This window comes from Arthrobacter sp. TE12232 (genome assembly GCF_054062615.1).
In genome coordinates this window covers 2,441,771-2,468,601 of the sequence record NZ_JBSSFK010000001.1, presented here as the reverse complement: position 1 = coordinate 2,468,601, position 26,831 = coordinate 2,441,771, and the positions used below count along the sequence as shown (strand labels likewise).

The 26,831-nt window shown below is 65.2% G+C and carries 28 protein-coding genes; 8 read left to right on the top strand and 20 right to left on the bottom strand.

Annotation, left to right across the window (positions count from 1 at the left end; translation table 11 throughout):
* Nucleotide 1 precedes the first annotated feature (1 nt).
* Genes ACVWZ7_RS10955 through ACVWZ7_RS10940 form a run of 4 tightly spaced genes read right to left on the bottom strand, consistent with a single transcriptional unit; the run spans nucleotide 2 to nucleotide 4,977 of the window.
* Entirely contained in the window at nucleotides 2–1,078 is a 1,077-nt protein-coding gene (locus ACVWZ7_RS10955; RefSeq protein ID WP_456507859.1) for an ABC transporter ATP-binding protein, read from the bottom strand.
* Nucleotides 1,075–2,076: an ABC transporter permease gene (locus tag ACVWZ7_RS10950; protein WP_456507858.1), complete on the bottom strand. Its 1,002-nt coding sequence runs from the start codon at nucleotides 2,074–2,076 to the stop codon at nucleotides 1,075–1,077. Before ACVWZ7_RS10950 ends, ACVWZ7_RS10955 begins: the two co-directional genes overlap by 4 nt.
* Nucleotides 2,077–2,136: 60 nt before the next feature.
* A complete protein-coding gene (locus tag ACVWZ7_RS10945) occupies nucleotides 2,137–3,861 on the bottom strand; it encodes an ABC transporter substrate-binding protein (protein ID WP_456507857.1) in 1,725 nt (574 codons plus the stop codon).
* A gap of 36 nt (nucleotides 3,862–3,897) precedes the next feature.
* A complete protein-coding gene (locus tag ACVWZ7_RS10940) occupies nucleotides 3,898–4,977 on the bottom strand; it encodes an ABC transporter permease (protein ID WP_456507856.1) in 1,080 nt (359 codons plus the stop codon).
* Nucleotides 4,978–5,266: 289 nt separating this feature from the next.
* Here ACVWZ7_RS10940 and ACVWZ7_RS10935 point away from each other — a divergent pair, with 289 nt between their 5' ends.
* Nucleotides 5,267–5,971, top strand: coding sequence for a GntR family transcriptional regulator (locus tag ACVWZ7_RS10935; RefSeq protein WP_456507855.1), 705 nt, complete (start codon nucleotides 5,267–5,269; stop codon nucleotides 5,969–5,971).
* 170 nt (nucleotides 5,972–6,141) lie between these two features.
* On the opposite strand, the gene ACVWZ7_RS10930 is transcribed toward ACVWZ7_RS10935, so the two are convergent.
* The 8 genes from ACVWZ7_RS10930 to ACVWZ7_RS10895 all read right to left on the bottom strand — a co-directional run bounded on the left by ACVWZ7_RS10930 (nucleotide 6,142) and on the right by ACVWZ7_RS10895 (nucleotide 15,471).
* On the bottom strand, nucleotides 6,142–7,761 hold the full coding sequence (locus ACVWZ7_RS10930; RefSeq protein ID WP_456507854.1) for a S53 family peptidase: 1,620 nt from the start codon (nucleotides 7,759–7,761) through the stop codon (nucleotides 6,142–6,144).
* A gap of 211 nt (nucleotides 7,762–7,972) precedes the next feature.
* Nucleotides 7,973–8,494, bottom strand: coding sequence for a glycoside hydrolase family 26 protein (locus ACVWZ7_RS10925; protein ID WP_456507853.1), 522 nt, complete (start codon nucleotides 8,492–8,494; stop codon nucleotides 7,973–7,975).
* Complete coding sequence (locus tag ACVWZ7_RS10920; RefSeq protein WP_456507852.1) at nucleotides 8,439–9,137, bottom strand: IPT/TIG domain-containing protein; 699 nt, start codon at nucleotides 9,135–9,137, stop codon at nucleotides 8,439–8,441. Before ACVWZ7_RS10920 ends, ACVWZ7_RS10925 begins: the two co-directional genes overlap by 56 nt.
* A 311-nt stretch (nucleotides 9,138–9,448) precedes the next feature.
* Nucleotides 9,449–10,600 (bottom strand): glycerate kinase, encoded by a 1,152-nt coding sequence (locus tag ACVWZ7_RS10915; protein WP_456507851.1) that lies wholly within the window; start codon nucleotides 10,598–10,600, stop codon nucleotides 9,449–9,451.
* Between the two features lies 1 nt (nucleotide 10,601).
* Complete coding sequence (gene dctA / locus ACVWZ7_RS10910; RefSeq protein ID WP_456507850.1) at nucleotides 10,602–12,056, bottom strand: C4-dicarboxylate transporter DctA; 1,455 nt, start codon at nucleotides 12,054–12,056, stop codon at nucleotides 10,602–10,604.
* Between the two features lie 111 nt (nucleotides 12,057–12,167).
* Nucleotides 12,168–13,265 carry a tartrate dehydrogenase gene (locus tag ACVWZ7_RS10905; protein WP_456507849.1) on the bottom strand — a complete coding sequence of 366 codons (1,098 nt, stop codon included), beginning with the start codon at nucleotides 13,263–13,265 and terminating at the stop codon, nucleotides 12,168–12,170.
* A 199-nt stretch (nucleotides 13,266–13,464) separates the two neighbouring features.
* Nucleotides 13,465–14,349 carry a LysR family transcriptional regulator gene (locus ACVWZ7_RS10900; protein ID WP_116766395.1) on the bottom strand — a complete coding sequence of 295 codons (885 nt, stop codon included), beginning with the start codon at nucleotides 14,347–14,349 and terminating at the stop codon, nucleotides 13,465–13,467.
* 60 nt (nucleotides 14,350–14,409) lie between these two features.
* The gene (locus ACVWZ7_RS10895) at nucleotides 14,410–15,471 is read right to left on the bottom strand and encodes a hypothetical protein (RefSeq protein ID WP_456507848.1); all 1,062 of its coding nucleotides are present in this window, start codon (nucleotides 15,469–15,471) and stop codon (nucleotides 14,410–14,412) included.
* 267 nt (nucleotides 15,472–15,738) lie between these two features.
* Here ACVWZ7_RS10895 and ACVWZ7_RS10890 point away from each other — a divergent pair, with 267 nt between their 5' ends.
* Complete coding sequence (locus tag ACVWZ7_RS10890) at nucleotides 15,739–16,518, top strand: MBL fold metallo-hydrolase (protein WP_237563360.1); 780 nt, start codon at nucleotides 15,739–15,741, stop codon at nucleotides 16,516–16,518.
* 49 nt (nucleotides 16,519–16,567) lie between these two features.
* On the opposite strand, the gene ACVWZ7_RS10885 is transcribed toward ACVWZ7_RS10890, so the two are convergent.
* The 4 genes from ACVWZ7_RS10885 to ACVWZ7_RS10870 form a co-directional block, all read right to left on the bottom strand.
* The gene (locus ACVWZ7_RS10885) at nucleotides 16,568–17,542 is read right to left on the bottom strand and encodes a class I SAM-dependent methyltransferase (protein WP_456507847.1); all 975 of its coding nucleotides are present in this window, start codon (nucleotides 17,540–17,542) and stop codon (nucleotides 16,568–16,570) included.
* Nucleotides 17,543–17,713: 171 nt separating this feature from the next.
* Nucleotides 17,714–18,037, bottom strand: coding sequence for a carboxymuconolactone decarboxylase family protein (locus ACVWZ7_RS10880; RefSeq protein ID WP_456507846.1), 324 nt, complete (start codon nucleotides 18,035–18,037; stop codon nucleotides 17,714–17,716).
* Between the two features lie 91 nt (nucleotides 18,038–18,128).
* Nucleotides 18,129–18,986, bottom strand: a complete 858-nt coding sequence (locus ACVWZ7_RS10875) for an aldo/keto reductase (RefSeq protein ID WP_456507845.1) — start codon at nucleotides 18,984–18,986, stop codon at nucleotides 18,129–18,131.
* Entirely contained in the window at nucleotides 18,983–19,426 is a 444-nt protein-coding gene (locus tag ACVWZ7_RS10870) for a (R)-mandelonitrile lyase (RefSeq protein WP_456507844.1), read from the bottom strand. The genes ACVWZ7_RS10875 and ACVWZ7_RS10870 overlap by 4 nt, the downstream gene beginning before the upstream one ends.
* Before the next feature lie 195 nt (nucleotides 19,427–19,621).
* Between ACVWZ7_RS10870 and ACVWZ7_RS10865 the strand changes: the two genes are divergently transcribed.
* Nucleotides 19,622–20,539 (top strand): helix-turn-helix transcriptional regulator, encoded by a 918-nt coding sequence (locus tag ACVWZ7_RS10865; RefSeq protein WP_344365120.1) that lies wholly within the window; start codon nucleotides 19,622–19,624, stop codon nucleotides 20,537–20,539.
* A 74-nt stretch (nucleotides 20,540–20,613) separates the two neighbouring features.
* Here ACVWZ7_RS10865 and ACVWZ7_RS10860 read toward each other — a convergent pair whose 3' ends face one another.
* The 3 genes from ACVWZ7_RS10860 to ACVWZ7_RS10850 form a co-directional block, all read right to left on the bottom strand.
* Entirely contained in the window at nucleotides 20,614–21,810 is a 1,197-nt protein-coding gene (locus ACVWZ7_RS10860; protein ID WP_344365122.1) for an MFS transporter, read from the bottom strand.
* Nucleotides 21,811–22,013: 203 nt separating this feature from the next.
* Nucleotides 22,014–22,631, bottom strand: coding sequence for a PadR family transcriptional regulator (locus ACVWZ7_RS10855; RefSeq protein WP_344365125.1), 618 nt, complete (start codon nucleotides 22,629–22,631; stop codon nucleotides 22,014–22,016).
* Nucleotides 22,632–22,753: 122 nt separating this feature from the next.
* Complete coding sequence (locus tag ACVWZ7_RS10850; RefSeq protein ID WP_344365128.1) at nucleotides 22,754–22,906, bottom strand: hypothetical protein; 153 nt, start codon at nucleotides 22,904–22,906, stop codon at nucleotides 22,754–22,756.
* A gap of 371 nt (nucleotides 22,907–23,277) precedes the next feature.
* Between ACVWZ7_RS10850 and ACVWZ7_RS10845 the strand changes: the two genes are divergently transcribed.
* Both ACVWZ7_RS10845 and ACVWZ7_RS10840 read left to right on the top strand, forming a co-directional pair.
* A complete protein-coding gene (locus tag ACVWZ7_RS10845) occupies nucleotides 23,278–24,534 on the top strand; it encodes a S1C family serine protease (RefSeq protein WP_456507843.1) in 1,257 nt (418 codons plus the stop codon).
* A 49-nt stretch (nucleotides 24,535–24,583) separates the two neighbouring features.
* Nucleotides 24,584–25,021 (top strand): DUF1003 domain-containing protein, encoded by a 438-nt coding sequence (locus ACVWZ7_RS10840; RefSeq protein WP_456507842.1) that lies wholly within the window; start codon nucleotides 24,584–24,586, stop codon nucleotides 25,019–25,021.
* Between the two features lie 13 nt (nucleotides 25,022–25,034).
* Here ACVWZ7_RS10840 and ACVWZ7_RS10835 read toward each other — a convergent pair whose 3' ends face one another.
* On the bottom strand, nucleotides 25,035–25,748 hold the full coding sequence (locus ACVWZ7_RS10835) for a TetR/AcrR family transcriptional regulator C-terminal domain-containing protein (RefSeq protein ID WP_456507841.1): 714 nt from the start codon (nucleotides 25,746–25,748) through the stop codon (nucleotides 25,035–25,037).
* Nucleotides 25,749–26,018: 270 nt separating this feature from the next.
* On the opposite strand from ACVWZ7_RS10835, the gene ACVWZ7_RS10830 reads away from it, so the two are divergent.
* The 3 genes from ACVWZ7_RS10830 to ACVWZ7_RS10820 are packed head-to-tail and all read left to right on the top strand — an operon-like array spanning nucleotide 26,019 to nucleotide 26,795.
* Nucleotides 26,019–26,276: a hypothetical protein gene (locus ACVWZ7_RS10830; RefSeq protein ID WP_091248726.1), complete on the top strand. Its 258-nt coding sequence runs from the start codon at nucleotides 26,019–26,021 to the stop codon at nucleotides 26,274–26,276.
* Nucleotides 26,277–26,281: 5 nt separating this feature from the next.
* Nucleotides 26,282–26,632: a hypothetical protein gene (locus ACVWZ7_RS10825; protein WP_456507840.1), complete on the top strand. Its 351-nt coding sequence runs from the start codon at nucleotides 26,282–26,284 to the stop codon at nucleotides 26,630–26,632.
* Nucleotides 26,633–26,642: 10 nt separating this feature from the next.
* Nucleotides 26,643–26,795 carry an LPXTG cell wall anchor domain-containing protein gene (locus tag ACVWZ7_RS10820; protein WP_116766408.1) on the top strand — a complete coding sequence of 51 codons (153 nt, stop codon included), beginning with the start codon at nucleotides 26,643–26,645 and terminating at the stop codon, nucleotides 26,793–26,795.
* The last annotated feature ends 36 nt before the right edge of the window (nucleotides 26,796–26,831 follow it).

Sequence of the window (26,831 nt, the reverse complement as noted above, 5' to 3'; positions counted from 1 at the left end):
CCTAACGCGAAGTCCGGATAGTGATGAGCTGGCGGCTGCTCAGATGGCAGCGCTTGCCGTGGCCGACCTCCACCAGGAGCTCGGGCCTCTGCTCCCGGCAGACGTCGGCCCCGGCCAGGGCGGCGTAGTCGCACCGGGAGCTGAAGATGCAGCCTGACGGCAGGTCAAGCAGCGACGGCGGCTGGCCGGGGATCGGGTTGAGGAGGCCGGAGGTGCCGGTGAGCGTCGGCATGGAATTGAGAAGGCCCAGGGTGTACGGATGCCGGGTGTCGTAGAAGATCTCGTCCACCGGTCCGGACTCGACGCATTGGCCGCCGTACATGACAAGCACGGAATCGCAGACCTCGGCCACGACGCCCAGATCGTGGGTGATGAGGATCAGCGCAGAGTTGGTTTCCGCCTGGAGTTCGGCCATGAGGTCCAGGATCTGCGCCTGGACCGTCACGTCCAGGGCCGTGGTGGGCTCGTCCGCGATGAGCAGTTCCGGTTCGCAGATGAGGGCCATGGCGATCATGGCCCGCTGCCGCATGCCGCCGGAGAAATGGTGCGGGTACTCGTCGTAGCGCTGCTCGGGGCTGGGAATCCCCACCCGGCCGAGCATGTTGATGGCCGCAGCCCGGGCCTGCTTTTTGCTCGCCTGGTGATGGACGAGGTAGGCCTCCTCAATTTGGTGCCCGACGGTATAGAACGGGTGCAGTGCCGACAGCGGGTCCTGGAAGATCATGCCGATGTTCCGGCCACGCAGCTGGCGCATCCCTGACTCGGACATCGTGATGAGGTCCTTACCTTGGAACAGGGCCTGGCCGGAGACCCGGGCCGAGGTGCCTTTGAGCAGGCCCATCAGTGCCTGGCTCGTCACTGATTTTCCGGATCCGGATTCGCCTACGATGCCAAGCGTCTGCCCGCGCTCAAGGGTGAAGTCCATGCCGTTGACGGCCGAGACCAGGCCGTCGTCGGTGGGAAATGCGACTGACAGGTTCTGGACGTCCAGGAAGGCGCGAGCCCCGCCGTCGTCCGCTGCAGGGTTTGGCGCGGGGGACGGGAAAGCGGCGGGCGCGCCGGGATAGGTCTGGGTCATTGGAGCCTCACTCGGGGATCGATGGCGGCATAGGCGAGGTCGACGGCGACATTGGCGACGATCACGAAGAAAGCGGCCAGCATGGTGATGGCCATGGTGACGGGCAGGTCGCCGGAGATGGCGGCCCGGACGGCGGTGAATCCGAGCCCCGGCACGGAGAAGATCTGTTCTGTGAGGACGGCGCCGCCGAGCAGCAGGCCGATGTCCATGCCGAGCATGGTCACGATCGGGGTGATGCCGGCCCGGACACCGTGCTTGAACGTCACGGTCCGCGGGGCCAGTCCCTTGGCCCGCGCCGTGCGGATGAAGTCCTCGCCGAACGTTTCAATCATGTTGGTGCGGGTGACCCGGATGTAGGAGGCGCTGAACAGCACGGCGAGGGCAATCCATGGCAGCAGATAGTTGAGTACCCAGGCCCACGGCCCCTGGGCGCCGAACGGGCTGTTGATCTCGTTGGTGGTGAACGGCAGGAGATGCAGCTGATTGACGAACACCAGCAGCAGGAACAGGCCCGTGACGGGGATCGGCAGCGAGACGCCCACGGACGCGGCGCCGACGATGAACTTGTCTGTAGCGCTGCCTTTCCTGAGGGCTGCGAGCAGGCCAAGGCCCACGCCGGAAACCGTCCAAAGGACCAGGGCGCCGACTGCCATCGAGAGCGTGTAGGGCAGCGACCGGCTGATGATGTCCGAGACGTTCTCATTCGTCTGGAACGATTTGCCGAGGCAGGGCCATTGGCAGACGGACTCGGCGCCGGGGGCCCCAATCATGCGCGGCGACACCAGCCCGCGCATGTAGTCGGCGTACTGAAGGAAGAACGGCTGGTCCATGCCCAGGGCGACGCGCGCCTCGGCGACACGTTCCGGCGTGCATTCCTGGCCGCACGCGGCCGAGGCCGGATCGGATGGGCCCAGCTGGAAGAGAGTGAAGGTGATGAAGCTGACGGCTATGAGTAGCAGGACCAAGGAGCCTGTCCGGCGAAGTATGAATCTGATCATTGTGGTTGCGGGCCGCCCGCCTGAATCCGGGCGGCCCGCGTCTCCTTCTGTGAGGACCGGTTAGTGCTCGACGCCGACAATCGACAGGTCGATGCCGCCGAAGAAGTAGCCCACTTGGGCGTTGCGGATGTTGGAGCCGACGACGCTGTTCGTGTGGCTGCGGACGAGCGGAATGATCGGGTAGGTCTTCAGTGCCTTTCCGAATTCCTCGGACCACTTCTTGCCCAGCTCCTCCGAGGTCCCCGCGGTGTCCCGCAGCTCAAACATGGCCTTGGACACCTCCGGGTCGAAGTAGCGGGACGTGTTGGAGAATCCGTAACTGGTGCCATCGTTGTTCGGGCCGAGGATGGGGTCCGCCGAGGTCCGGATCGAAGACGGATCGGCGCCACCGCACCAGCCTGACCGTCCGATGTCCGGCAGTTGCTCACTGGCCATGACGGAGTAATAGTTCGGGGCCGGGATCGGCACCAGTTGGACGTCGATGCCCAGGGCCTTGAGGTTCTCCTGGACCACGGTGCCTGTGTTCTTGTAAGCGTCCCGGTTGTTGGCGTAGCCAAAGGTGAGAGTCTTGGGGTAGGTCTTGCCTTCGAGGAGCTTCTTGGCCTCGTCCAGCTTGGGCTTTCCGCTGGGATCGATCTCCAACTCCTGGGCCACGTACCCGCGCATCTTGTCGTTCAGCGGCGTCTGGGTGAGCTCGCCGAAACGGCGGCCCCCGTACTGGACCAGGATCGACTGGCGGTCCAGGGCAAGCGCAATTGCCTTGCGGACATCCGGGTCCGTGATCTTCTGCGTGTTCAGGCTCAGCACGTCGTTGCAGCCCAGCAGCCCTGAGGCGACCCGGTCCTTGACTTGGGCGTCGGCCAGCTTGGCCGAATCCGAGGTCTGGAGGGCGCCGTTCGAGTCCAGGGTGATGGCGTTGGTGTCGGCGTTGGCCAGCAACTGCTGGCTGATGGTGGCCTGCGACGTGGACAGGGAGAAGTTGAAGGTGTCCGGGAGTGCCGTGCGGTTGGGGTCCGTCGCGGGATCCCAGTGCGGGTTGCGGACGAGTTTGAGCGACTTGCCGCGGTTGTACGATTCCACCATGTAGGGGCCGGATGAGACCGGATGGTTCGTGTAGTCCAACTTGGTGTCCTTGTCCTGGGGCACAGGAGCGGTGTTGGACCGTGAGGCCAGCGCAGGAAATTCAGCGAACGGCTTCTTCAGGTGGAAGACGACAGTGCGCTGGTCCGGGGTCTCGACTGCCTCGAGTACGGCGGAAGGATCCTTGTAGGGTCCCTTGTAGCCGCCGGCGTCGAGCGCGGAATTGAGCTCCTGGGGCGCCTGGGTGTAGACATCCTGGGCGAAGGTGCGTTCGATGCCGTACTTGACGTCGGCTGATGTGATCGGGCGGCCATCCTCGAACTTGACACCGTCCCGGAGCGTGAATGTCCAGGTGAGGCCGTCGGCAGAAACCTTCCCGGTATCCGTGGCGAGGTCCGGGACGATGGTGGGCGGCTGGCCTGCCGTCTCTTTGGCCATGGTGAGTGTCCGGTAATACAGCTGTCCGACATTGGCCGTCTGGACGTAGTTGCTGTTTCCAGGGTCAAGTGTCTGGAAGTCGGAGGACATCAGGATGTTGATGTTGCCTCCCTTGGTGGTGAAGCCGGGCTTGACCACCGACGCGGCCGAATCCGTCGCTGAACCGCTGGCTTTGCTGGCGGCCGACTGGCCCTGGGCCGCGGAACAACCGGTGGCGGCCACGGAGATCAGCACGGCAAGTGCCAGCACTCTGGATGGATATTTCATGGTTCTCCTCATACGGGTGGGTGATGGTGATGGGTGCTAGTGGCGGGAGGCCTTGGGGTCCAAGGCGTCGCGAACGGCGTCGCCGAGCAGGTTGAACGCCAGTACGGTGACGATGAGCATGGCGCCGGGGACGGCCAGGAACCATGGATCGCTGAGGTACCAGTTGCCGGACTGGGCGGCGTTGAGCATCTGGCCCCACGACGGAGTCGGGTCTTTGACGCCGACGCCGAGGAAGGACAGCGCGGCTTCCGCGGAGATGTTGGTGGGGATGAGCATGGTCGCGTATACCAGCACGACGCCCATCACGTTGGGGATAATCTGCCGAAACAGCACGCTGAGGTGGGAGGCGCCGAACGAGCGGGCCGCCTCAACAAATTCACGCTCCCGGAGGCTGAGGACCTGGCCCCGGACGATCCGGGCAAGATACGCCCAGCCGAAGAATCCTAGGATGATGACCAGCGAGGCCATGGGCAGGAAGCTGCCCTGGCCCAGAGGCGTGCCGCGCAGCCTGGACTGAAGGATGGGCGTCAGCGACAGCACCAACAGGAGGTGCGGGAAGGCGAGGAAGAGATCCATGACGCGGCTGATGATCGCGTCCGTCTTGCCACCGAAGTAGCCGGCCGCCGCCCCGAGCACGGTGCCAAGGACGACGGAGACGGCGGTTGAAAGGAGGGCGATGGTGAGGGAGACCTGACCGCCAAAGGCAAGCCGGGCGAACAGATCCCGCCCGAGCCCGGGCTCGACCCCCAGCCAGTGCTGCTCAGAGGGATACATGTAGCCGGGGAGAGGCAGGCCCGGGGTTTCGAAGTCATCAAGGACGTCCGGGCTGGTGTTGGAGGTGAAGGGATCATTTCCGGACCACGCACTGAGGACAGGCGCGAGGACGGCAAAGAGCACGATTGCGACCACGACACAGAGGCTCAGCAGGGCGATCTTGCTCCTGCGGATCCTGAGCCAGGCAGTGGCCAGCAGCGACCGTGCCTGGGCGGGACCCGTGCTGGCGGTCGTTTGGTCGACGGGGGACATGGGGCGGCTGACGCCGCTGCTGCCATCGTCGCTGGCGCCGGGCAAAGGACTCGCAGCAGTTGGTGTGGCACCGGACTGAAGCTGGGTCATCGGGAACGCTCGATTCAGGGTCCAAGGAGCAAGCTCCAACATTTTGTATACCAAACAAAGATTAGGGCACGATTTGTGCGATGTAAATCACAACTTAGCATCATCTGGAATACCAGAGAGAGGTGTGGCTTGGACGGTGTCGTGACTTGGCCGGCCCGCCGATCGCGGTGGAAACGCACTTGGGGGTTAGTTGCGCGGGAGCCTTTGCATGTGGCCGGAACCGGCAGTTGAGCGCGTGTATGCTCAGTTGGAACGCTGAGCGGCACCGTCCGCCAGGGCCACGGGGTGAGTGACGAACGGCGGTGTGAGTGTGGTTGAACCGAAAGGTGATGCGCTGAACGGGCGGGATGACGAAGTCCGGGCCGAACACGTGTATCAACTGGTCCTTGAAGGGATCGTGACCGGCAAATACGAGCAGGGCATGCGGTTGCGCGAACGGGAACTGTCGGAACTGCACAACGTGTCCAGGATTCCCGTACGGGAGGCCATCCAACGTCTGGAGCAGGACGGCTTCGTTGAAACTTTCCCCCGCAGGGGTGCGGCGGTGCGTCGGCTAACGCTCACGGACGTCAACGAACTCTTCGATGTCCGGCTTTGCCTCGAGACGTTCGCCGCGCGGACCGCGGCGGTCCGGGTTGCTGAGGGTCAAAGCGGCGCAAGGCTGCAGGAACTCGTGGACGAAACGCGGTTGGCCATCGACGAAGGTCCTGAGGTGAAGGTTGCGAGTCTCAGCGCGGAATTTCACGCCGAGATAGTGCGGCTCTCCGGCAACCGTTTGCTTGTCGAATCGGTTAAGCCGCTTTTTGGCCGCATGCGCTGGATCTTCGGCCTGGCCCACAACCGCAGCAATGAGCTCCAGCGCGACGAGCATGTCGAGCTCTGCAATGCCATCCTCAAGGGCCGCCCCGATCTCGCCTATTCGCTGGCATATTCGCACATTGAGCTGGGCCGTGAACCGGTTCTTGCCGGGCTCGCCCACACGCTCGCACCTTAGCCGGCTGATTTATTGGCCCTCCGGGTCTCCGGTTGTCGCCAAGCGTCCAAAAACGCCCGCCCGGGTTAATCCCGGGCGGGCGTTGCTGTCGCCTGCAGATGAATCCCGCCGCCAGGAGGCCTGTCTCGATGTCCTTCCCGGCGTGGCGGAGCAGGGCGTGCAGGACCAGATCATGGGGTCCCGGCCCCTGCCCCGGATTGGATAGCGGCGAGCAGGGCCGTTCCGTCGGGGCTGCCGAAGCCGGTGCAGGGGTCCCAGCCTGGCGCGGCCTTATAGGAGCCGTTGTCGCCGACGACAATGTCGTGGAAGCCCGTGTTGGAGGATGCCATGTGGCCGTAAATGATGGCCTGCATAAGACCAAACCGGCGGTTGCTCGCCTGCGCCAAACGCGCGACCAGGGCTGCCCAGAGCGGTGCCACGGCGCTGGTGCCTCCAATGACCATGTTTGTGCCGTTGACCCTTACCTTGTATCCGGTCTGCGGGTCCGCGACCCCACTGACATCCGGCACGCCACGGCCCAGAAATTTCTTGACGGGCTTGCCAGGCTTATGATGCTTGGCGTGGGCGACCTGTCCGTTCTGCCAGGTAGGAACAGGGAAAGCGTCGCTGAAGCCGCCGCCGGTTGCCGAGTTTGGTCCGTCATTCCAGACCGTTTCACGGACAATGTTTCCGGTAACCGGATCGGCCTCGAGCCGGGTGCCGCCGCAAGCGAGAACATACGGGCTTGAAGCGGGGAAATCGGCATGGTCCTTTCCGTCACTGGCTCCGTCGGCGCTGCCGTTGTCGCCGGCCGCGGCGGTGACGGTGACGCCGAGGGCTGAGGCATCGGCGAAGGCCTGGTCGAACGCCGTGCGCGCCTGCGCGGTCCAGCCGTCCTCGCTCTGGCCCCAGCTGATGCTGATCGCCGCAGGCGTCGGGTTCGCGTGCGAGGCGGTGATGATCGCATCGAGGAAGCCGGCGTCGTTGTTCGGAGCGAAATAGACCAAGATGTCCGCTTTCGGTGCGAGGGCGCCGACGACCTCGACGTCGAGCATCACTTCGCCGTCCGCCCCGTTCGGATCCATCCCTGGCTGGTTGGCCGCACCGTCGACCCCGACAGCCGTGACGTTTGGCGGCGTGATCCCAAGGCCGTTGAAGTAGACGTTCAGGTCCGACGTCGAGTAGCCCCCGCCGAGTTCGATGATGGCAATGGTCTCCCCGGCGCCATCGGTGCCGGCCGGGAACTTGTAGATCTTTCCCAGCTCCGGCGGGGTGTAGCTGGTGCCCGCCGTGGCCAGGGGGATCGCGCGGAACTGGGCCCGGGCCTGCGGCCGGTCGTCAAGGCCGAGGACAGCGGTGACGATGCCATCCAGCGCCGCTGGGATTCTTAGTCCTCCGGTGCGGTGGCGGTGGATGACCTCGGCGCCATGGGGTCCGGCGCTCGTCACTTCATTCAGGCTGGTGCCGAAGATATCGCTGAGCGTCTCAACAGTTCCTGCCAGGCGCAGCCGGCGCGAGGCCGGATCAGCTTCCAGGACTTCCGCCCCGAGCCTCGTGAAAGTGTCCGTGGCGAGTTGCATGTCATCCTGGCCGGCGCCGTGGGTTGCTGCCAGATTTTCGACCGACATGGGTTCCTTGACCGTCTCCGGCATCGGGGCCTTCCGGCGCAGGATCACCGTGACCTCGATCCTGCGGGCCGGATCAACTGGTCCGTGTTCGGCCCGGACTTCGGGTACCCCGTGGCGCTCCGAACCGGGCAGCGGGACGCTGTCCTCAGCGAAAGATGGACGGGTAGCTGGCTTGTCGCTCATGGTGTTCTCCAATCACGTGGACATTCATTCGTAAGGGAGTAGGCAGAATGTTCCTGGACCCGGAGGATCCGAGGTCTTGATCGGCCATAGATACGATCATTCCTACGGCTGTCAGTCACTGGTGGGACAGCCTTCAGCTTTGTCGGGATATTCACTTAGTGGTGTAGCCGGTACGGCCTCAGACTTCAAGACCTCTCTGCTTGGCCGGCCGCTACTTGGGGCGGGCAGCCAGGGCGGACGCCAGCGCCGTGGCGGAAGCGGTGCTGCTGTCGATCCGCCAGTCTGTTTCTTTGTTGAAATCGAACCAGACCACCGCGGTGACGTCGGACTGGGACGCCAGATAGCTGATCAGTGCCGTGTTCCAGTCGGCTTTGGACCCGCCTTGTTCTGCCGACGACGTTTCTGCCACGAGCACTTGTTTCCCCGGCGCGAGGCGACGTAGTTCGGACAGGCCCGGGCCGAAGAGCTCCGAGGGCGAGATCCAGCTGCTCCAGGCCGCCGACGTGCCCCAGTTGTATCCGTCGAGCGCCACCGCGTCCACGTACACGGGACCCGGATAGAGGCCGTCGAGCGCTGTCGACCCCCAGTACGGGACGTTGGGGTTCCACACCCAGGTGATGTTGGAGGCGCCCGTGGCGGAGACGACGTCGTGAACGTGCCGCCACGCGGCAACGTAATCACCGGGGCCGTTGCCGTTGATTTCCTCCGACCAGGGGTACCAGTTGCCGTTCATCTCGTGCCCGAAGCGCAGCATCACCGGGTGCCCCCAGGACGCCAAGGCCACGCCCCACTGCCGCAGGTAGGGATCGAAGTTTCCGGCCGTTATGCGGTCCAAGGGCATAGGCCGGCTGTTCGGTTCCGCCGCCCCAGGCCCATGGCTCCCAGGTCAGGAGGGTCACGGCGCCGCGGCTGCGGACGGCATCCAACTCCGCGATGGGCGGAGCCTGATTGAAGTCCTTATAGGACAAAATGACGGACGGTGCCTCGCCGGCGAGGGACGCGGCCTGGTCCAGTTCTGCCGAGGCCAGCGGCCCGCCCGGGGTGCCGACGCCGAAACGCAGCGGCGCGCTGCTGCTGGCCGGCGGCGATGGTTGTGTTACCGGCGTGGCGACGATGGTGAAGGCCGCGGAAGCCTTGACGGTGCCGGATACGGCCTGAATATCAAGGACCGGCTGGGACGTTGGCGGGATCACGACGTCGGCCGTGAAGTATCCCGAGGCACTGACCTTGAAGGCGACGGAATTGACGCCTGCGCTGAGTGTTCCGGCGTTCTTCTTGGGGAAACCGGTGCCGGTGACGGTGACGATGGTTCCGGGTGGCCCCTTGGTCGGGCTGAGGCTAAGGGACGCGGATGCGTCCTGCGCGGGTACCTCCACGAGTGTCAGGCTAAGGCCAGCAGGGCAAGGATGCAGGCCAGGGTTCTTAGTGGCTTCATCGGGACTCCTTGACCGGGCCCCGGTAGTGCGGGGCGTCGTGGCGGGACGAGGCTTGCCTACCGGAAGCCGTAACGTCCAGTGTCCGTCAGGAACGTACCGCACCGGGAGCCATCAGGGGCAGCAGATCCCAAGGATTGGCCAAGGATTCCTCTATCGGAGACCCGCCGGATCGAGGACAGTCTTTGGACGAGTTACGAACGCCCGTCCGGGTACCCCGGGCGGGCGTTGCCTCTCCTGCGTATGGAGACCGCCTATAGAAGGCTTGCTCCGATGTCTCGTCCGATCCTGCGGAGCAGGGTGGCGGACAGTTTGGGGTCCTTGGCAGAGTCCTGATTGGTGTAATCGGCCAGCGCGTAGACCCGTGTCACGGCCATTTCGGGCCACCGCGCCTTCGGGAGCAGGGAGCGGCCGGCGACCGCGATGATCGGACGGGCGCCCGACCGCCGGGCGACGGCGGCGGGCAGTTTCCCGGCGAGGGTTTGTTGGTCGATGCTGCCTTCGCCGGTGATGACGACGTCGCAGCTGTCCTTGCGGGTGTTGAAGTCCAGCAGGTCCAGGAAGTAGTCGGCGCCTGAGACCTGCTTGGCACCGAGCAGCAGGCACGCGTAGCCGAGCCCTCCAGCGCTGCCGGCGCCGTCGTGCCCGACCAGGACGGCCGCATCCGCGAACCCGGCTTCGGCCAGCTTGGCCACGAAGTGCTCCAGACCCTGCTCGAGGATCGCGATGTCCTGTGGTGACGCGCCCTTTTGGGGTCCGAAGACGGCCGGTGCCCCCTGGGTGCCGAGCAGAGGGTTGTGCACGTCGCTGGCGACGATGAGTTCGGTGTCGGCCAGTTCGGGGAGCGCGGTCCGGTGGACGGTGTGGATCTGTGCCAGCGCCCGGCCGTTGCCGTAGAGCTGTCCGCCGTCGGCGTCGCGGAAGCTGTAGCCCAGGGCGGTGAGCATGCCCATGCCGCCGTCGGTGCTGGCGCTGCCGCCCAGGGCCAGGACGATCCTGGCCGGCTTCAGGCTGAGGGCGAACAGAACCGCCTCACCGAAACCGCGGCTGGAGGCACCCAGAGGATCCAGTGTTCCGTCCGGCAGGAGTCCCAGGCCGCAGGTGTTGGCCACCTCGACAACGGCGGTGAAGCCGTCGAACGCGATGCTGGACCGAATGGGCTGGCCGGTGGGCCCCGCGACGGTGTAGCTGCGCCGGGTGAAGCCGGAGGCGACGGCGGCGTCCACGCTGCCGTCACCCCCGTCCGCCAGGGGAAGCAGTCCACAGTGGACGGACCCGGATCCGGATCCTGCGGACCGAAGGCCCGCTGCCAGGGCATCGGCCACCTCGGCGGCGGTGAGGCTGCCTTTGAATTTGTCCGGGGCGATGAGCGCCCGCACGGTTGTCGGAGCGGTTGGTGTGAGCATGTCAGATGCTTTTCGAGTAGGCGGGGCTGCGGCCGTTCCCGTAGGGCAGGTCGACGTCGTCGCCCGGTTCCGCGTGCGGGTCGGTTAGGTCTGCAGCGATGTCCGTGAACTCATCGGGTGTCGGGTCCTCGCTGGGCATTGGCTCAACGGTGTCCCCGTTGAAGACCCGGCGCACCCGGTCCGCGTCCAGCGTCCGGTCCCACCAGGCGATGAACAAGGTGGCGACGGCGTTGCCGGTGAAGTTCACCAGGGCCCGGCATTCTGACATGAACTTGTCGATGCCGAAGATGAGCATGATGCCGGCGGCCGGGATGGTTCCAAGGGTGGCGAGGGTGGCGGTCAGGGCGATGAACCCGCCCCCGGCGACCCCGGCTGCCCCCTTGGACGTGAGCAGCATGACCGCGATGAGGCCCAGTTGCTGGCCGATGGTCAGGTTCGTGTTGGTGGCCTGTGCGATGTACACGGCGGCCAGCGAAAGGTAGATGGCGGCGCCGTCGAGGTTGAAGCTGTACCCGGTGGGGACCACGAGCCCGACCGTTTCCTTCTTGACCCCGGCGTGCTCGAGTTTGCGCATCAGGCCCGGCAGCGCCGGTTCGGCGGTGGAGGTGCCGAGGATGAGCAGGTATTCCTCTTTGAGATGGCGGATCATCTTGAAGATGTTCAGCTTCAGGAAGGCCATAACGGATCCGAGGACCACGACGACGAAGAGGATGGAGGTGGCGTAGAACAGGACGATCAGCCCGCCCATGCTGGAGAGGGAGGAGACGCCGTACTTGCCGACGGCGAAGGCCATCGCGCCGAATGCGCCCAAGGGAGCGGCCTTCATGATGAAGCCCAGGATCTTGAACATGACGCCGGTGAGGCGCTGGACCCCGTCCAGGACAGGGGCGCCGACTTTGCCCATGGCGTTCAGGGCGATGCCGAAGATCACGGCGATGAAGATGATCTGGAGGATGTCGCCCTCCACGAAGGGCGCGACGATGCTGGTAGGGATGATGTGGGTCAGGAACTGCCACCATTCCTGGTGGGCGCCGGCGTCGATCAGCTTGGCCGCGGAGTCCGTCGTCTTGATCGCGCTGGCGTTGGCGTTGACGCCGTCGCCGAGGCGGAAGACGTTGATGGCGACCAGGCCGAAGAGCAGGGCGAAGATGGTGCCAATCTGGAAGTACGTCAGGGCCTTCAGGCCGGTCATGCCGACCTTTTTCAGGTCCGCGACGCTGGCGATGCCGCCGACGATGGTCAGGAACACGATCGGGCCGATCAGCATTCTCATAGCGTTGACGAACGTGGTGCCGATCGGTTCCAGGGCGATGCCCGCGGCCGGGGCGAGCCAGCCGACCAGGATGCCGAGGACGATGCCGGTCAGTACCCAGAAGTACAGCTGCCTGTACCAGCGTGTCTTGGGGGCCGCTTTTTTGGATGCCGCGGCTCTGCCCGCGGTGGTGATGTGTCCCATGATTCCTACCTCATTGTGGAATGTGAGTGGCGTGGTGCTTGAAGAATGAAAAAAGTAGGTCGGGGCGGGCGGCGGCAGTGCGCGGCGCCGCCCGCCCCGGGTCAGGCAAGGCTAGACGGCAGCCAGGGTGTGGGTGAGGGTCTTGATGATGGCGTCGGTGACGTCATCGGTGTTCGCGTCGCCGCCGACGTCGCGCGTCAGGTAACCGGCGGCGGTGGCCTGCTCGATGGCGGCCTCGACCTGGCGGGCTTCCTCGTGCAGGCCGAAGTGGTCCAGCATCAGGGCGGCGCTGGCGATCGCGCCGATCGGGTTGCTGATGCCCTTGCCGGCGATGTCCGGGGCGGAGCCGTGGACGGGTTCGAACATGGACGGGAAGCGGCGTTCCGGGTTCAGGTTGGCGCTGGCTGCCAGGCCGAGGCTTCCGGCCAGGGCCGAGCCGAGGTCCGAGAGGATGTCCGCGTTCAGGTTCGAGGCGACGACGACGGACAGGTCTTCCGGGTGCAGGATGAACTTGGCGCTCATGGCGTCGACCAGGACGCTTTCGGTGGCCACGTCCGGGTAGTCCAGGGCCACGCGCTGGAAGGTTTCGTCCCAGAGGACCATGCCGTACTGCTGGGCGTTGGACTTGGTGACGGAGGAGACTTTTTTCACGGTGCGTGTGCGGGCGAGGTCGAAGGCGAAGCGCATGATCCGCTCGCAGCCCTTTTCGGTGAACAGAGCGGTCTGGAGGGCGACCTCGTTGCCGGGGCCGCGGCCGCTGAGGTTCCGTCCGCCGAGCCCGGCGTATTCGCCTTCGCTGTTTTCGCGGACCACAATCCAGTCGAGTTCGGTGTGGTCGGCCTTGCGCAACGGGGACTGGATGCCGGGGAGGAACTTTACCGGGCGGATGTTGGCCCACTGGTCGAAGTTCTGTGTGATGTTCAGGCGCAGGCCCCAGAGGCTGATGTGGTCCGGGACGTTTTCCCAGCCGACGGCGCCGAAGTAGATAGCGTCGAAGTTCTTCAGGGCCTCAAGGCCCTTCGGGTCCATCATCTGGCCGGTCTTTTCGTAGTAGCCGCAGCCCCACGGGAATTCCGTCCATTCGAAGGCGAACTTCCCGCCGGAATTCTGGGCCAGGGCGTCCAGGACACGGCGGCCGGCGGAGACAACTTCCTTGCCGACGCCATCGGCAGGGATGGAAGCGATGCTGAATATCTGGGTGGCGCTCACGGGCCTACCTCCTTGTTGAGTGTGTTAGCAGCGTCACACTGCCTGTCCTCTTCAAGTAGACGGTCAGGCGACACCCGCCGTCCAAGACCAAGATCCGATCCGGTAGATAGGCGCAGCCTATTGGTCTGTTCCATCGACTGCCGAGAGGTCGCCCTTTTGGACGCGCAAAAGGGCGTTATCGGAGCAATCGACGGGCGGGTTACTTGGTGTGGAGGGCTGCGACGTCCAGGAATGCCCTGGCGGCGGGCGTCAGGCCTTCTTTACGGCTCAGAATGGCCACGTCAAGATGGGACACGGGTTCAATCAGGAGGGTCCGCAACCCTGACTTGTGCGCCAGCGGGGCCCACGATGAGGGCATCACGGCGTGGCCCACGCCTGCCAGGACCAGCGGCAGGATCGAGGTCCGGTGGGCAACCTCGACGACGATTTCGGCGTCGACCCCGCGCGCCAGCGCATCGTCGACGAGCCAGCGCATGAGGGAACCGCGCTGGCTGGCGATCAGCCGGTGTCCGCCCAGGTCATCACGCTGGATGGCCGTCCCCGGGGCGAAAGTGTCGGCCTCCGGATTGACGATGAGAATCAGCGGCTGGCGTTCCAGTTCCAGGACTTGGACGCCCGGGACCCGGATGGGCGTGGGCGAGCCGGCAAGGCCGATCTCCGTACTGCCGCTGCGGACGGATTCGATGACTTCTTCCGGCGTAAACGCGGCACTGACGTTGAGCCGGACCGACGGATACGCGCGGGTGAACCCGGCGATCATGGACGTCAGCGGCTCGATGCCGGGCGACGGCATGGTGATAATGTCCAGCCGTCCGCTCCGCACGCCCCGCAGCGCCTGGACCGCGGACTGCGCCGCATCAAGGTCCCGCATCACCAGACGTGCCGGCCCGACGAGTTCCTTGCCCGCCTCACTCAGAACTGCCCGGCGGCCGATCCGGTGGAAAAGCGGCACGCCCAGTTCCTTCTCTAAGGCGGCGATGGTCTGGGAAAGAGACGGCTGGGCGATGAGCAGATGCTCTGCGGCGCGGTTGAATCCGTCGTGGTCAACGACGGCCAAGAAATACTTCAGCTTTCGTGTGTCCACACCAGCTCCTTCACTCGGCCAGAGGTTTTGAGCAGGTTACACCCGAACCCTCATGGGGCCCTACGGCCCTGTAAGGCGGGACAAGGCCACAACGGCGTAGCGGTCAGTGTCGCCGTGTCCACTTTGGCCGCTGCTGGCGCAAACGGTGTACGGCCTGTACGTGCTGTCTGTGTGCAGGAGGCGCACTGTCGCGCGGATGGCGGGCTGAGCCTTTTCAACGGTGTCCCTAAAGGCGCGGTAATCGTCCGGATGGATGACGTGGGGGAGGTAGCCGAATCTCGGTGACTGGATGCCGAACCGCTGCCAAGAGCCGGACGTCATGAAGGTCTGCCAGCAGGCGGTGTCGACGGCCATCAGCACCCGCTCCTCGGCGAGTTCGAAGACGGCGCGTAGCAGGCTGCTGGACTGGAAGTCCCCGAAACCAGGCGTGATCGGGGACGGGGTGGCCTCCTGAACCTCACGTGTGATGGCACGCAGCCACTTGCCCTGCCGTTGTTCGTCAGGGATGACCCGACCGGACACCTCGAGGTTCTTGATCCCGGGCAAAGCAGACGAGAATCTGGTGATGATCTTGTACGGCACCAGGTAGCGTTGTGCGTTCATCGAAGTGATGGCCGCGTCGATGGTCACCTTCATCCGGGTTCTGTCCTCAGGGGAGATCAGTTCGCTGACCCATTGGTTCATGTCCCCGGTGGGGCTCTCCCCGGAACGATCGATCTCGTAGATGGCGAAGAGGTCATCATTCCAGGACGTTTCAATGTGCCCGGTGGAGGAGATCGTCCACTCCAGGGCGCCGATCGGCGGGCGCGGTGGCGGGTTGTCTCCCGCCGCAGTGTAGACGGCCAGAACTGCAAGAACCGTGTTCGTCATCGGAGAGCTAATCGGCACTGCGAGAACACGGTAATTGATGCCCCGATGATGGACTGGGTCGTGGATTTGCCGTCCGGTCTCAGCGACGGCTTTGATCCGGTCCATCAGCAGTTCGCGGCCCAGCGGATCGAGGTTCTTGCGGACACTGGACCCTGAGTAGTTCACCGCACCGATGCTCAGGAGACCGGGCTGCTCCTTGTTGAGATAGTCCACCAGGACCCATCGGCCTCGCGTGTCGCCTAACGTGTTCATGACTCCTGCGCCCGTCGCTCATATAGGGTCGTTGCCGCCGCCCATTATGACGCAACCAATTGGCATGACCAGGGGGCCATCTTCCACCATTTGGGGCTTATGTCATATTTTTTGTCAAAACCGTGCCGCCAAGGGTCAAGGATCACGACTTGTGGATTTGAGTTTGCCTGAACCGATTGGCATCATATGTCTACCAAGCCCATCTGGCGGATGCCCGGCAGGCTGTACAAAGCGTCATCTGATCACCATCTTCAGGAGTACAGTCCTTTGCCCGACCCTTTTGCGCATTCCGGCCACACCGCATGGCAGCCCTCATCGCAGGTTTCCGAACCGGCTCCCGGCTTCTTCTTTGTCGAAGGCCCGGCATCCAACTGGATCATCGTCCGGGACGAGTCCGGTTTCATCCTCGTTGACAGCGGCTACCCCGGCGACACGGACTTCGTCCTGAAATCCATCGATTACGCCGGGCTGAAGCCGGCCAAGGCCCGCGCCATCCTCATCACGCATGGTCACGTCGACCACACCGGGTCGGCGGCCCTGTTTTCCCGAACGTTCGGGACCCCGATCCTGTGCAGTCCCGAAGAGCTGGCACACGTCCAGGGACACGAAAAGCACCAGGTCGGCCTGGGACAGGTTGTCCTCCGCGCCTGGCGTCCGCGCGTCCTGCGCTGGATGAGTCACGCGATCCGCGCCGGCGCGCTGAACGCCGATCCAGCCACCGAGGCCCGGGCCTGGACGGCGGAGCAGCTCCGGGAACTCCCGGGCAGCCCTGAGGCGATTCTGGTTGCCGGCCACACGCCGGGCAACGCCTCCATCTATTTCCGCGGCGCCGGGGTGATCGCCACCGGCGACTCCTTGATCACTGGGCACCCCCTGACGCGGCAAAGAGGCCCGCAGATGCTCCATCCGATGTTCCATACCGAGCCGGGCACCGTGCTGTCCGCGACCCATGTCCTCGACGGCGTAGAAGCGTCGGTCATTCTTCCGGGCCACGGTCCCGCGTTAGCCATGCCCCTCTCCCACGCCTTGGCATCCCTCCGCGCCTGACGCCTCAGTCCGGGCTCGTCCCCGCTGTCGGCCGCGTTCGGCATCGGCTTCACTGCACCACGGCAATCGCGAAGCCACCCCAGGCGCGCTTCTTCGTGGTCTCACGACCGAGCACATGCTGTTCGAAGATCGCCAACCCGCAGGATCGGAGAAGTTCGGACAGGCGCTCCCGCGACGGCGGTGTGCTGTCCACACCGAACTTCAACGGCTCGCCCACTGCTTTGGCCGCCGCCCTCCCGTACCGCCAGTACAGCATGGTTGATTCGAGAGTCTCGGTCGTGAAGTAGTCGAAGGCGAGCAGGCTGCCCCGGGCGCAGCCCGCGACCTTGCTCAGCGTGTCCTCGATCGCTGCCTGCTCGAGGTACATTGTCACGCCTTCCCAGAGGAACAGCACCGGGCGCCCGGGGTCGAACCCAGCGTCGGCAAGTTTGGCGAGCCAGTCATCCTTCTCGAAGTCAGCAGGTACGAACGTGACCTTGCGTGCGTCGATCCCTGCCTTGTCCAGCATGGCGCGTTTGACCGCCTGTGTCTTCGGGGCATCGACCTCGAAGGAGCTGACGGGCGTGTCCTGCGGGAGTCGGTACGGACGCGTGTCGAAACCGGCGCCGAGGATGACCAGCTGGTCGATCGCGGGAAGGAAGCGGTCCACGGCGCTGTCGAAGAACGTGACCCTGGCCGACGCCTCGGCCTGGGGAGGGACATTGCCCTCGAAGGGGTAACGGAAGGTCTTCGGGACGTATCCGGTGACGCGGTGCGCCAAGACCGTCGGCCAGAATGCCAGCCGCATGCCCAGCCAGGGCACGCCGGGCAGGACGGGCAACAGCCGGTTCGCGGCCTGGTCTTCGCGCACGCCGAAATTGTGCATCGCCCACCTGGCCGAGAGCGGGGCTTGCGCACTGGTCGACACACCGGACGGTTTCGCGGCCCGGAGCTTGACCACCCAGATCGCATAGCCGAGTAGCGAGACCGGTAGCAGCACAATACTGAGCGCATAGAAGGCGATGGCGGCACCTGTCTGGCGCATTTCCCGTTCCTTTCGACTCATGGTGCTACCGGAGATCATGGAGACTGCGTAGTCGCTTCTGAGCAGGTCCCGGCGCTGGGCGGATTCATTCCCTCATACTGCTCCCACTCCACTGCGGGCGCCATGCCCGTCCGGCTCCTTTCCAGGGCGCGACCACGCCCGGAGACGCGTTCACGGGGCGGCGAAGATTTCCTTGGCCACCGTGATGGCGGACATCGCCTTGGGCCAGCCGGCGTAGAAGGCCAGATGGATGATGGCCTCTTTGAGTTCGGTCTCGGTCAGGCCGTTGGACTTGGCCCGGACGAGGTGTCCGCGGAGCTGTTCGGTGCTGCCGCTGGTGATGAGGCTGGCGACCGTGACGAGGCTGCGGTCCCGCGGGGAGAGTTCGATTCGTTCCCAGATATCGCCGAAGAGCACACGGTCTGTGAGGTCAACGAGTTTGGGGGCGAAGTCGCCGATGAGTTGCTGGGCCCGGGTCTGGTTTGAATCGCTCATAATGGAGTCCTTTCGGGAGATGTGAAGAGCAGGTTGGTAGCCGCCGAGCGGAGATGAAGCTGGCGGGCTTGTCCGCTCTGAAGGAGCAGGGTCAGTCGATCCTGCGGCCTCCCAGCCAGCTCACCATGGCGGGGTCGCGGTGGTCGAAGAAGAGGCTGGCGCCGGTGTCCAGGGTGGCGATCTGGCTCATCTGCTCCTCCGTGAGTTCGAAGTTGAACACGTCGAGGTTTTCGGCCATCCGATCGGGACGGACGGATTTGGGGATGACGACGACCTCGCGCTGGATGAGCCAGCGGAGCACGACCCGGGCGACGGACTTGCCGTGTGCCTCGGCGATGGCGCTGAGGACCGGATTGGTGAAGAGGTTGTTCTTGCCTTCTGCGAAGGGGCCCCAGGATTCGATCTGGACGCCGCGTTCGCGCATCAGCGCCTGATCGGCGGCGCGCTGGTGGAAGGGGTGGGTCTCGATCTGGTTGACGGCCGGGACGATCTCGTTGTGGTCGATGAGATCAACCAGCCGGTCCGGGTGGAAGTTGGACACGCCGATAGCACGGGCCAGGCCTTCCTTGTTGATGTCCTGCATGGCCCGCCACTCGCTGTAGTAGTCCCCGAGCGGCTGGTGGATCAGGTACAGGTCGAGGTAGTCCAGGCCGAGCCGGCGGAGTGAGTTTCCGAAGGCCCGCTTCGTGTCCTCTTGAACGTTGCCGGTCGGGGCGTGCTGGATCCAGAGCTTGGTGGTGACGAAGAGTTCCTCGCGCGCGATTCCGCTTGCCTTGATCGCTGCGCCCACGGCTTCCTCGTTGCCGTAGGAGGCCGCCGTGTCCAGGTGGCGGTAACCGGCCGCGAGGGCGGCTTCGACGGCGGCCTGGGTTTCGCCGTCGGGGATCTGGAAGACTCCGAAGCCCAGGATCGGCATCTGGACGCCGTTGTTGAGGGTCACGGTTTTCATGGGGTTTCCTTTGTTTGGGTGTGGGCTGTTTCGTAGTCCTGGTCGGTGACGGGTTCAAGCCAGGTGGCGCTCTGCCTGTCGTGATGCTCGACCATGGCCAGGTGGCACATCATGTTGTCCCTGGTGGCGCCGTGCCAGTGTTCCTCGCCGGGCGGGGTGTGGACCGTGTCCCCGGGGCGCATGGCGATGACTGTGCCGTCGCGGGTGCCGACGAGCCCGGTCCCGTCGGTGCAGTGCAGGGTCTGGCCGAGGGGGTGGGAGTGCCAGTTTGTGCGGGCGCCCGGGGTAAACCGGACCATTGCAGCCACGAGTCTGGAGGGGGCCTCGCCGTTGTGCAGCGCGTTGACGAAGACGTCTCCGGTAAACCTCGACGTCGGGCCCTTGGCCGCGGGGGTGGGAGGTGTGAGCTTCATCCGGGATTCCTGTATTCCTGTGGTCATGTGTCGTTTGCTTGGGGATCTTCGCTGCCGCATTTGCTGTAGTTGCTCTGCCCGGCGAGAACGGCGCCGAAGACGGCGAGGCAGAAACGGAACTGATTCAAGGGAACCAGCCCTCGCGTGCACGCGGGAGTGTCTGTTGTGCGGTGTACTGTCAGTTCCTGTTAGAGCCACAAAGGGCCTCGTAACGTAGTAGCCATGGACAACAGCAAGGACGTCCGCGAGTTCCTGACGAGCCGGCGGTCACGCATCACGCCGGCCCAGGCCGGGATACCCGCCTACGGCGGGGCCAGAAGGGTGCCCGGGCTCAAACGCGAGGAAGTCGCGATGCTTGCCGGCGTCAGCACGGAGTACTACGCCCGCCTCGAACGGGGAAACCTTCGAGGCGTGTCCGACTCCGTCCTCGAATCCCTCGCACGCACCCTCCAGCTCGACGAGGCTGAGCGAACCCACCTGCTGGACCTGGCCAGGGCCTCCGCGCCATCGGAGGCCCCGGCCGCGCGCCGGCTGCGGACAGAAGTGCGCCCGAGTGTGGAACGGATCCTGGCTGGGATGACGGGGACGCCGGCCTACGTCCGCAACGCCAGGATGGATATCGTGGCCGCGAACAGCCTGTGCTTCACCCTGTACACGGACATCCTTAGCCCTGCGACGCTGCCGCTGAACCTCGCACGGTTCATGTTCCTCGACCCGCGGTCGCAGGACTTCTTCGTTGAATGGGCCACCCTTGCGGATGATCTTGCCGCCGCCCTCCGCACCGAATCCGGACGCAACCCACACGACAGAGCCTTGAGTAACCTCATCGGGGACCTCGCCACTGGAAGCACGGAATTCTCGACACGATGGGCACGGCACAACGTCCGCTTCCACCGCTCAGCCCGCAAGACCCTTCACAACCCGCTCGTTGGAGACATCGAACTCACCGGCGACGCACTCGAGCTCCCCGGCGAGGGCCTGACCCTCATCGCCTACACCGCCGAACCCGGAAGCCATGCCCAGGAGCAGCTCGACTTCCTCACCCGCTGGAGTGCAACCGGAAAACGCCCGATCGAACCGGCCCCAGCCAATCCGCACACCGCAATGACCAGGCCGTCCGAAGGGGACTCGCGGGACTGAGCAGGGTCGCCACGTATCGCGCGGACAAGGCCCAGTTGCTGGTCCTGGAGTCCTGACCGGCAATGCCCGGGCACTCAGGAGGGCCGATGTCTTGCCGCGGCAGGCCCGTCCCTTCGAGCGCGAAGGACGAGCAGCATGGCCAGTCCTGCCAGAGTGACGGCGCCGAATCCGATGATGGCGGACGAGATGCCGAAGGCTTCCGCGCCCAGCCCCAGCAGGGCCGAACCGAACGGGGTGGTGCCGGCCAGCAGCAGCACGAACAGGCTCATGACCCGGCCGCGGAGCCGGTCCGGCGTGAGTCCTTGGAGACGGGTGTTGACAGTGGTCGTGAACACCGTGCCGCTGAGGCCGGCCAGGGCCATGAGCCCCAGACTCACCGGGTAGGACTGTGAGATGCCCAGGAGGATCAAAATCACTGCAAGGACAGCGCCCGAGACGATCATCCGGCGATCGTTGCTGCCGCCTACAACGACCAAGCCGATGCCGGCTACCAGGGAACCGGCACCGAACGCCGACATGAGCGCGCCGAAGCCGACGGACGCCACGTTCAGCACGTCGCGGGCCAGCAACGGCGCTGCCACCGGCCAGTTGTAGCCGAATGTCCCCACCACGGCCAAAGCCCCAAGGACAAAGAGGACGGCGGGGGTGTGGAGGACATACTGCAGGCCCTCGCGCAGGGCGCCGTGACGGGCCGGTTTGCTCCGGGAGAGGCGAAGCTCGCCGGTGCGCAGGACCAGCAACGCGGTCAGTGCCGCGGCAAAGCTGGCCGCATTCATGAAAAAGACCGCCGCGGCCGAAAGCTGGGCCACCGCCAGCCCGCCAAGGGCGAAGCCGATCATCCGGCTGGAATTGAACTGCACACTGTTCATGGCCACGGCATCCGGCACCAGCGTGAGGCCCACCATCTCGGGGACAAACGCCTGCTGTGCGGGATTGTTGAACGCGTTGGAGACTCCAAGGATGAACGCCAGGAGGGCCAGTTGCCAGATTTGCGGGGACCCGGTCAGGGCGAGAAAGCCAAGGACAAGCGCCTGCACCGTGGCGAGGGCCTGGGCTGCCAGCATTATTGTGCGCTTCGGGAAGCGATCGGCCAGGACTCCCGCCGGCAGCACGAACAGCAGCAGCGGCAGGAACTGCAACGTGGTCACCAGACCCAGCACTGCCGGTGACCCGCTGATGTCCAGCACAAGCCAGGCCATCGCCACCATCTGCATCCAAGTGCCCGTGCCGGAGATGAGCTGCCCCGTCCAAAAGAGCGCAAAGTTCCGCACCCGCAGCGCCCGCAATAGGTCAACCGCACGCCGCGGAGGCGGAGCCCCGGGCGCCATTCCGGGCACCGGCGGGCCCGTGCTGTCAGGGCCCGCGCTGTCCGGACTCAGGCTCTCAGGCGGCATCGCCGATCTGCCTCTCCATGGGTTCCCCGCGGCATGAGCTCTTCGCGCCGGTTCCTCCCGACGAAGGCTCCGGAATGGGTCTAGTCGGCGAGGATGTGGTACAGCGCGCGGCGGGTTTCGTCGATTTTCTCCATCGCGGCATTGCGCTGTTCCTCGGTGGCCGAGAAGCGGAACTGGTGGATGACGCCCATGAGCTTTCCTACGCTCTGGTGAAATGCCGGTCCGGATCCCTGGGAATCGGTGCTCCACGCATTGTCCAGCTCCTCGGCGTGGTCGGCTACATAGGCCTTGCCCGCATCGGTGAGAGTGAATTCCGTGCGCCGGCCTTCACTGACGGGCGCGATGAGTTCTTCATCAACGAGCTGCTGCAGCGTCGGGTAGACGGAGCCCGGGCTTGGACGCCAGGCCCCGGACGTCCTCTCCGCGATTGTCTTGATCAGGCCGTAGCCGTTGGATGGTGATTCGGCCAGGAGGGAGAGAATCGCCGAACGAACATCGCCCTTGTTGGCCCGACGTGAACCGCCGGGGCCAAAGCCGGGTCCAAAGCCCGGCCCGGGACCGGGTCCGAATCCTGGCCCAAACCCGCGGCCCGGCCCGAAACCGCCGTGTCCGTGGGGTCCGCGGCGGCTTCTGCCGCGCCCGAAGCGTCCCTGGGCGGGTCCGCCGTCCGTGAATTTGTCGTCGTGAATGCCTTTCATACCGGCATCGTCCTTCCGTTTGAGGTGCGTTCCTCAGATGATCGCCGATCCTTCGGCGATAGTTAACGATATATCGGAGACTGTCGCCGGTCAACGGCCAATTTAGCTGGATGATCGTCTGCTCAGCCCTTCCGCGGGCTCTCCTGTGTCCCCGACTTGTCGCCGGGGACCTGCCAGGTGGTGCCGAGGACGGCGGTCAAGGCCATGGCGACCAGCGCCGCCTTGAGTCCGGTGCCGCCGGCCGTCAGCGGCGGGATGGGGCGGTAGACGATCATCGGGGTCCTCCTTGGAGCGGTGTTCCTGTAACCACTTTCCTGCCACGGAATTGTCGGGGGCTGAGGGGAACCTTTGCCCTGGCTGTGCAGCGGCCTGTCAGTCGTCGCCGGCGAAAAGGCTCACAGTCTGTTCACAGCGGCGCGACAGACGGTCGACAGTCCCGGGTTTGAGGATGGGGACACAGCTTGACCGGGACTCCGGGGGCGGACGCAGCATCGGGGGTGCGTCCGCCCCAAGCCCACGAATGCCAGCCGGCGTCCCCTGGCGGCCCCGGCCGGCAGTGGACGTTCACAGAAGACATGAGCACACGTTCGCCCGCAGGTCAGGCGGGAGGTCGACACAGGCAATAACGACGAGATCAGGATGACCCATGAGCGAGCACGACCATCTCACGCACAGCGACAACGCACGAGCCGGTGCAGACCCGGCACGGCCGGAGGCGCCCCGGGCAGGAGCAGTCGCGGCAACCGGCCGGAAACCCGGGAGGCGGGTTGGCACCGGCGTGTTCGTTGCCTGCCTGGTGGCCGCGGGTGCCTTGGGCGGGGGTGTGGCTGCAGCGGCGACGTCGATCTGGAACACCGCAGCCCCGGCCGCCGGCACCACCCAATCGACCCAATACACGCCGGTGATTGTCAACAATCCCGAGAGCGTCAACGCCGTGACAGCGGCCGCGCAGAAGGCCTCGCCCAGTGTGGTGACTATCAGCGCCAGCTCCGGCACTTCCGGCGGTACCGGATCGGGCATCATTCTGGACACGTCCGGCAATATTCTGACCAATACCCACGTGGTCACCCTGGACGGACAGGCCGCGAACGCGGCCATCGAGGTTCGGACGAACGACGGCAAGGTCTACCCCGGGACCATTGTCGGAACGGATCCGCTCTCGGACCTGGCCATCGTCCACATCACTGCCCCGGGGCTGGTGGCGGCATCCCTGGGCGACTCCGGCAAGGTCAAGGTCGGTGACACCGCCATTGCTATCGGAGCACCCCTGGGGCTGAGCGGAACGGTGACGGACGGCGTCGTTTCGGCAGCAAACCGCACCATCGAGACCGCTTCCTCGGCCGCGCCCGGCTCGCAGAGCGGGTCCTCCGGTGCCGCGCAGGATTCCATCAGCATCAACGTCATCCAAACGGATGCGGCCATCAACCCGGGAAACTCCGGCGGCGCCTTGGTGAACACCAGCGGCGAGATCATCGGAGTCAACGTGGCCATCGCCTCGGCCGGATCCACGTCCTCCTTCTCAGCCCAGTCGGGGAACATCGGCGTCGGCTTCTCCATCCCGGTCAACAACGCGAAACGCGTCGCCCAGGAGATCATCGGCACGGGCACGGCCACGCACGGCCAGCTCGGCCTCTCGGTGCAGGACAAGGCCGCGGGAACCTCGTCGGGATTCACGACCGGGGCAGAGGTGGCTGCCGTGACCCCGGGCTCCGCGGCGGACAAGGCCGGCTTGAAAGCCGGCGACGTGATCACCGAGCTGGGCGGCCGGACTGTGACTGATGCTTCCGAGCTCACGGCGGCAGCGCGGGAACAGGCCGCCGGGGCCACCGTCAAGGCCACTTTCGACCGCGACGGCGGGCAGCACAGCACTGACGTCACCCTCGGCGCGGCCACCGGGGGCTGACGCCGCGGCCCGCCGGGCCCACATCGGAGTCCCGGCGTTAGGGTGGGGCATGATCGATAAGCGAAAGACTTGGCACGAAACCCATAAGGAATCCTTGACGCGGGGCCAACGGGCTGCGGATGTCATGCGGAACGGGATGGGCAGCTGGCCGTTCGTCGGCGGTTTCATCGGCTTCATGATCGTGTGGGCGGCAGTCAACAGCTGGGCGCTGGCGAACAACGCCTGGGATCCGTATCCGTATATTCTGTTGAATCTCTTTCTTTCGATGCTGGCGGGGCTGCAGGGAGCGATTCTTCTGATCGCGGCCAAGCGGCAGGACGCGATTGCCGCAGCGATGGCCCAGCACGACCGCGACACCAACGTGAAGTCCAAGGAGGAGATCGACCTGCTGATGGCCATCAACAGTCAACAGCTGGAGATCCTTCGCGAGCTGCGGGCCCTTGCGGGCGCCGGAAACGTCAGGATTGATGCCGGCGCCGGCGCTTAGGGTTTCTCGACCGTCAGAGTTTGGCCGGAGCTTCCGGCAGCGAGAGGCGCGCGGCCAGGCCTGAGAGCAGGATGGTGATTCCTTCATCCAGTTCAGCCATCCCGTCGTAGTCGGCGAGGACCGGGGCGAGGGCGCGGAGGTGAGGGAAGTCCTTCGGTGGCAGGCGGTGTAGGCCCAGGCGGAGAAGCGCTTCGTTTTCGTCGGGGTCAACGATGAATTCCTGCAGTTCGTTGAGGATGTGCCCGTAAAGGAATCCGTAGTAGGCGCGGTAGACGTGCAGTGCATCGGCGGGCGCGAATCCGGCGTCGATCAGCAGGGACAGGATCTGCTCCAGCGGCCGCAGTGTCCCAAGTGGCCTGAGGCCCAAGGGCGTTGATAGGGGCCGGGTCACGAGGAGGGGCACAACATTGGGGTGCCGGAGCGCCAGGAGCCGCAGGTCGTGGGCGATGCGGCGGAGCTGCGCCTGCCAGTCGGGATCATCGGGAAAGATGGCCAGTTCATTCAGGACGAGTTCTGAGACTCCGTCCAGCAGTGCTGCGCGGTTTTCGGCGTAGCGGTACAGGCCCATGGGATCCCGTCCCAGTTCCTGGCCGAGCCTGCGCATGGTGAGGGCGTCGAGTCCTTCAGCGTCCACCAGGGCCAGCGCCGCGGACAGAACAATCTCACGACTGAGCCGCTTCTTCTTGCCGGTTGCCGCTGGGGGCGCCGGGTTCGCTTCGGGCGACATGGTGGTCCGTTCGGGTCGGGGACAAGTCACACTGCCAGGAAAATAGACAGGTTGCTTAATATGTAGTCTACGCATACAGTCTACATTGTAGAAAAGTTGCTTGGCTGACCTCCGCGGCACGTGGATTTCCGGCCCGATAACCTTCTATCCCCGGATCTGCGGCTACGCAGCAGCCCGGGATCATGCTTCGACGCCGCGTGCACGGCCTTGAAGTCCAGCTGCTGTAGCCACACGGCGGCACAGACTGCACCGCGAGGAATCGAGCCACATATGGCAACTTCTCACTATGACCAATTCCTGCAGGAAGCCACCACCCGTGACCCTGCATCCGATCGCGCCCTGGGCCGGGACCCGCTCTACGGGCTGTACACCAGCTGGTGCTTCCTGAGCCAGGCCGCGCCCCGCTCCGAAGACGCATTCTGGGCGGCCATGAAGAAGAAACAGGTCCACCCCAAGGGCACCGGCCTCCGCATGAAAGGCCCGGCCGCGGCGGACTACATCCTGGCCAGCTACCCGGTCCTGGTCTGAGCCGGATGTCAATCACATCCAGCACTTACCTGCCCCGGGACGCCCATCAGCCCCGGGGCCGCCGGCCCTGGTGCGCGAGCTGCGACACCGACCGGCACCTGACCGCGGACTCCGTCACCATGATGAATCCGCGGCAGGAGACCCTTGCCGCCGCCATCAGCTGCACCCAGTGCGGCAACTCGCATGTGGTGGCTACGACTGCGGCCTTCCTCGCAGCCATCCCGGGATGGGACGGGGACAGTGGCGGCTCCGTACGCCGCGACGACGCCTACCGCCACTGCCAGGAGCCGATGTCCGCGGTGGAGCTGGCCAGCGCCCTGCCCAAAATGCCATCCGCGACCTCTGGCGTGGCTTAGGCTTTACGGCATGGGACTAATAATCACACTACTTATCATTTGGCTCCTTCTTTCGATCCTTGGCTTCGCCGTGAAGGGCCTGCTTTGGCTGGCCATCATCGGCTTGGTGCTGCTCGTGGCCACGGCTGTTTGGGGCTGGGTGAAGCGGAAGGCCAAGGCCTGAGGCTCAACTGATCTCCTTCGGCGGCGGCCGGTCCAA